Origin of the sequence: Blastomonas sp. UPD001 (assembly GCF_003426715.1) — a bacterium.
Taxonomy (GTDB): domain Bacteria; phylum Pseudomonadota; class Alphaproteobacteria; order Sphingomonadales; family Sphingomonadaceae; genus Blastomonas.
Map to the genome: position 1 here is coordinate 1 of NZ_QKVT01000138.1, position 5384 is coordinate 5384.

Annotated in this window: 5 protein-coding genes; all 5 read right to left on the reverse strand. The window is 59.9% G+C overall.

What is annotated here, in order from left to right; translation table 11 throughout:
* Positions 1-157: 157 nt before the first annotated feature.
* The gene (locus tag DM995_RS19605) at positions 158-1090 is read right to left on the reverse strand and encodes a helix-turn-helix transcriptional regulator (protein ID WP_039330735.1); all 933 of its coding nucleotides are present in this window, start codon (positions 1088-1090) and stop codon (positions 158-160) included.
* Positions 1091-1310: 220 nt separating this feature from the next.
* Positions 1311-1520 (reverse strand): hypothetical protein, encoded by a 210-nt coding sequence (locus tag DM995_RS19610; RefSeq protein WP_039330732.1) that lies wholly within the window; start codon positions 1518-1520, stop codon positions 1311-1313.
* Between the two features lie 400 nt (positions 1521-1920).
* Positions 1921-2493 carry a hypothetical protein gene (locus DM995_RS19615; protein ID WP_198669519.1) on the reverse strand — a complete coding sequence of 191 codons (573 nt, stop codon included), beginning with the start codon at positions 2491-2493 and terminating at the stop codon, positions 1921-1923.
* A 61-nt stretch (positions 2494-2554) separates the two neighbouring features.
* On the reverse strand, positions 2555-4975 hold the full coding sequence (locus DM995_RS19620) for a type IV secretion system DNA-binding domain-containing protein (protein ID WP_116970755.1): 2421 nt from the start codon (positions 4973-4975) through the stop codon (positions 2555-2557).
* Positions 4968-5258, reverse strand: a complete 291-nt coding sequence (locus tag DM995_RS19625; RefSeq protein WP_022675496.1) for a ribbon-helix-helix domain-containing protein — start codon at positions 5256-5258, stop codon at positions 4968-4970. Before DM995_RS19625 ends, DM995_RS19620 begins: the two co-directional genes overlap by 8 nt.
* Positions 5259-5384: the final 126 nt, after the last annotated feature.

Sequence of the window (5384 nt, forward strand, 5' to 3'; positions counted from 1 at the left end):
AGAAACCGCTCCTCGCCAAAGTCGATCAGCGCATCGATGATGAACTGCGGGACACAGCGCTCAGCCTGTCGTAGCTGGCCGTGCCGGGTCGACTGAGCCGCGCCGCGACCGGTGAGAGAGCCCGCGCCAAATGGATTCCTGTTCATGGCGCCCCTCCTTATTCGATTGCATCGATAAGGAGATCACCGAGGAGCTCTGCAATCTTCTCGTCGTGCAGAGCTTTTTGCTCACGCATCCAGCCCAATCTTGCCTCCGCGGCATCTGCACCGCGCAGGTTTTTCGGTAGCCGAGCGAGTTGGACAGCACCTGTCAAGATCGACCTCGCCAGTTCTATATCGCCCTGCGCGAGGACCAATGCCTCCCCATTTCCAACGTCGTAACTCGGGCTGCGCCATACTGGCCACACGTCGAGCGAAGGTGCGTCGTCGCCATCCTGCCGCACCTCTTCCATGCGCCGCTTCAGATGGTCCACGAAGGGGTTGTCGCATTCCTCGTCATAATCCTGCGGCACGAAGGCATCCTCGATCTTCGTGCTCTCGAGAACGTAGGAGGCGCGAAGATCCCGCTTGCGGATCGAGATCTCCTCCTGGGTCTCCACTTCTTCCGCCTGCCAATCATGCAGGAACCTGCCGCCGAGGTGAGAGAAATGACGGCCCATTTCACCAACGGCGTCACGCCGGGCGCTGAGTTCCGCGAGCCGATTGCTGCGTTCGAGGAGGCTCTCGCGCGCGACAAGGTCGAACAGCAGCGGCGCCAGTTCGAGGATCGTTTCGCGGGTCTCATTGTAGCGCATGGCGACAAGCTCCAGCGCATTCTGCGCCGCATTCGAGATGCTGAGGTCGAGGGGCGCGCGATCGTTGAAAAAGTTGCGCGCCTGATCAGGGTCGGGAGGTGTGAAAAGGTCCGCAGGCTGGCACTTCAGGGTGCTTGCCAGTCTCTTGGCCGTCTCGGGTCGGGTCGGGCCCGCTTTCCCGTTTTCAATTCGGGTGATGGTAGCGCGGCCGACGTGGGCCGCATCGGCCAACGCTTCGGCGGTCAGTCCGGCTTCCTTACGCAGGAAGATCAATTTGTCCGGGTTGATGGTGCTCATAACGTCCTCCTGCCTCAATAATGAGCCATTCCGACGCAATAACAACAATCATCTATGCCTCATTTTCGCGGAAAGCAGGGTTACCGACCCCGAGCCAGCCCGCAGATGGATCACGCAATGAGCCAAAAGATTGGCTTCTTGATCTGTCGGGGGATCATATCTCTTCCGCGATTGATCCAATGGCTCATCAGGCGTCAGTCGGTCACATCACATCAAACTTTCACCGCCAGAAGCCGTCCTGCCTCTGCCCGTACCGGTTGTCATAGTCTTCGCGCTGGTCGTAGGCGCTCTTGCGAATACCCACCTCGACCCGCTGACCGCCGGCATTGTGGATGTGGAGATCGCGCAGATCAATCTTGTTGCGCAGCGCCCAGTCCTTCGCCTCGCGCTCGCTGCCGAAGGTTCCGGCATCTTCGTAATCGAATGCCATTTCATGCTCTCCTTGATGTGGTGATGGACGGTCTGGAAGATTGGATGCGCAGGATCATGCCGATTGCCTCTGGGGCCTGGTCGATCGGGTAGTGGCTGATTGGCGAGCCCTGAGCCGTGAAGGGTGCAGCCGCACTATTTTCCGGAAGACTTTTGCGCACGCAGCCGCCAGCGATCCGGCAGCCACTGAGGCCAGGATGGCCAAACCGAGAGCAACCCATTCCGGTCCGGGGAAAGGGCCAAGCTGGACCCCAACCGGCTCAGCGACGCCGGGAGCATCAACCCCTGTTGCCTTGATGAACCCTTCCGTTACCGGATGCGAAACGAGAGAAATTGGCTCACTTGCAGAACCTGATTCCGCACCGGACATCGCTGGATCTCGTCGTAGCATGACTCTTCTCCTATCGGCTGCGTTCGATGCTGCGTTCGGGCAGGTCGATCTGAGGTACTGACCGCAGGCTGTCCCTTGCCACATTGGGAAGCGGCGCGAGGCTGTCTCTACCGGCGCGCAGGTGTTCGGGGATCTTCGGGCTGAATTCAGCGGACGTACGCTTTCCCTTGCCCTCATCGACCTGCTTCTCGCCAAGGGTCTCTAGCGCGCTGGTCTTGTCGCCGGGGTTGCGCTCAATCTGACTGAGCAGGCGGTCCTTGTCGTTGGTGACGATCGTGATGTCGTCACGCACGCGGGTCATCATCACAAGTGCAAGGCGCTGGTTCCCTCGCGCCACGTTGTCGAGTGTCGAGCGCTCGATCATTCGGTGTTCGGGCGTGGTATACCGATCAGGCACCCCATCGATCCGGGTGCTTTTGCCTGCGAGCACCTGGCCGCCCTCCAGCAGCCGCTGCATTCGGGCTTCGACACCTTCGGCGGTTACGCCCTTGAGGCCAAGGTCGAGCGCGCTTTTCACGAGCTCGGCTCGCGTCCACGAGGTTTCCCGCTCGCCAATCATGCGAATGGCCGAAGCGGTTGCCATCTCAGTGCGCAGCTGTCTTGGGGTCAGCAGGGTCCGCGCCAGGCCATTAGTCGTGAGTTCGTCAGCCGGACGCGTATAGATTCGGGCATCGTTCCGGCTCCTGATCGTCATCAATCGAAGGCTCTGCGCGGCGCTTGTCCTCGGCTCCGAAGCCATGAATGTTTTCACGCTGGACCTCGCTCTCCTGGCCCGCGTCCCGCGCATCCCTGTCGCGCTGCTGATCGGTGCGATTCTGCGCCCGAGCGGAACGCTCCTCGACATCCTTCAAAGCGAATTGCTGCTTCTCGCGTCTGTCCTTCTCGCCAGACTTGCTGAACTTAAAGGCGCTGTGGGGGTCGTGATCGCGCGTCGGTGGCCCAGCGCTCTCTTCCTCCTTGCGCTGTTCGCGCAAAACTCGTTCAGCCTCTTCGACGGTTCGTTCGACCGATCGCTCGATCTCCTCGCGCAGCCTTTCCGCTTCCTGCTCGGCATCGGTGCGCTCCGCATCGACGGGCTTTTCAGACCGCTGCGGCTGCCTGTCCGGACCGCTCTCCTCACCTGCCCTCATCAGCATCTCTGCGGCTTGCTCGGGCGTTGGAACATAGTCTGCCGCGCGCATATCCGTGACACGCACGAAGCCGGGCGCGCGCGCCTTGTAATCTTTCCAACTGAGCTCGATCCGGGCTGCCGGAAATCCGTCCGGGAACTTCACAAAGCCGTGCATCGATGGAAGGTTGGAAATGTCGTCCGGGAAGACGAGTTCGGCCACCTGAGTGCGCGGTGTGATGGTCGAAGCATCCCGGTTGCTGTTGTAGCCATAGGAATAGGCCTCATCCATCTGCCTGACCTCGCGCCGGCCAATGAATTCCGAGCAGCGTTGGGCAGTCGCCGGATCGGCCAGTTTGAGGATCAGTTTGGTGCCAGCGAGAGACGTGAGATGCGTCGCGCCATTCTCCCCGTAAGTGTCCTGCAAGGCACCGAAGGAATGCATTCCCAGAATGAAGGCACCGCCGACCCCTCTGGCGGTCTGAAGGCCGTTCTCGATGGCAGGCAGACGATGGAGCGCATGGACTTCGTCAATGAGAAACCAGGTGCGCAGATTGCGGGTCCGGCCCATGCGAAACAGAGCGTTGACGGCAATGTCCATCCACAAGGTCAGCAGCGGCCGATTGAGCACAAGGTCTGGGTGGGTCGAGGTGATGAAAAGAATCGATCCCTCCTTCACATCCTCGGTCATCCACTTGTTGATGGAGAAGCCGGGTCTGCCCTTCGGTGGCTCGGGCAAGAAGCGGAATACGTTGGCGTTCGCATTGAAGGTTGCCCGGATGGCTTCAGCCATCTTTGCGGCTGATGGCGACATCAACGGCGCCGCGATCGTTCCTTCGAGATAGCGGCTGATTGTCTTGAGGTCGGCGTGCATCAGGAAGTAGGCAAGCCCGCCGTTCGAGCGGATGCCGAGCTTGATCATCTTCATGCACATCTCGACAAAGATTGTGCGCGCCGACTTCTGCCAGAAATCATCGTCCGCATTGCGGCCGCTCGGGACCAGCGCGCTGGCGGCACTCATGAACTCGGCATAGTTGTCGCAATCGTTGAAGATCGACCAGGGTTGGCAACGCTGATCCATCGGATTGAGAATGAAGTCGGTTGTCTCGTCGTAGAAGCTCTCGACGAAGGTCCCGGTGAGGTCGAAGATGACGCACCGATGGCCCCGCGCCCGCGCCTGTGTGACGATTTTCTTGAGCTCGGTTGTCTTGCCTGCGCCAGTGGTGCCGATGAACATCGCGTGGCTCTGCTCGAGGCGCCAAGGGAACGGGACACCAGCCAGCCTGTAGGGTTGGTGAAGTCCGCGGCGAGTGCGGCTCTTGAGGCTCTCCTTGAGAACTGCATCGGGATCCTCTGCCGGAACCCGGGCAAGGCATTCCTTCTGGTGCTCGTTCCAGTTGTACTGCTTGATCGCCGCAATGAGCACATCACGCTCGACCTTGACCGCACCGCGCTCATGGCGCTCGGTGAGAATCTCTGACCCGCGGCGTCGCGAGTAGTCAAAGAACCAGATCGTCAGCGGCACGCAAATGAAGACCGATCCCAGCATGGCTGAGACGGTCACCTGAATGGCCTTTCCCCATGCCGCCATCACGGCGGGATGAAAGGGCACCATATGCATCCGGCCCTGCACCATATCGCCCGACGGGAGGGTCAGGTTGACGGACTTCATGGGGTTCAGTCCGACCCAGTTCCAGAACTCCGCAAGGACCCGCATCAGAACAAGGTTCACCTCATGGTCCTTGAAGGTGATCGCAACGAGCAGGGACAGCAGACAGAGCGTTGTCCCGGCCCATGTGTAAAGAGGGATACGCACCCCTGCCCAGGTCATCAGAATCTGATGGTGAAACAGCTGCGATCCGCGAGTGAAATTGCCGGCATTTCGCTTCACTTTTCCGCGCGCGGAGTCGTGAGTCAGCGTGACGGCTTTCTTGCTGAAACGGATGTCCTCACGCATGGTATTCACGCACGTTGCGCAGAGCCATATCGATGAGCTCGTTGACGTCCTCGGGGTATTGCCGTTCAACCAGAAGCGACAGCGCGAGCTGAGTATGCTCGAGGATCGTCAGAGCGCGTTCGGCATTGAGCGCGATGCCAAGGTTGAGGAGGGGGAGGCCAACGGCAATCGAAGCCCGGATCGCTTCAGCCCGCGAAACACCCTTGCTGGTGGCAAATGCATCCAGCTCGCGCAGCACCTCCTCGGACAGACCGATGCCGATGCCTTTGAAGACTTTACCCATGCAAACCTCACAAGGTTATGCATGGCTTGGATACCGCAGATACATTTATACCGTAGCCGAAACGCCATGAAAAGCGCTTTGCGATCCGAAACATGTTGCGGCGCTATCTCTCTGATTTCACATACT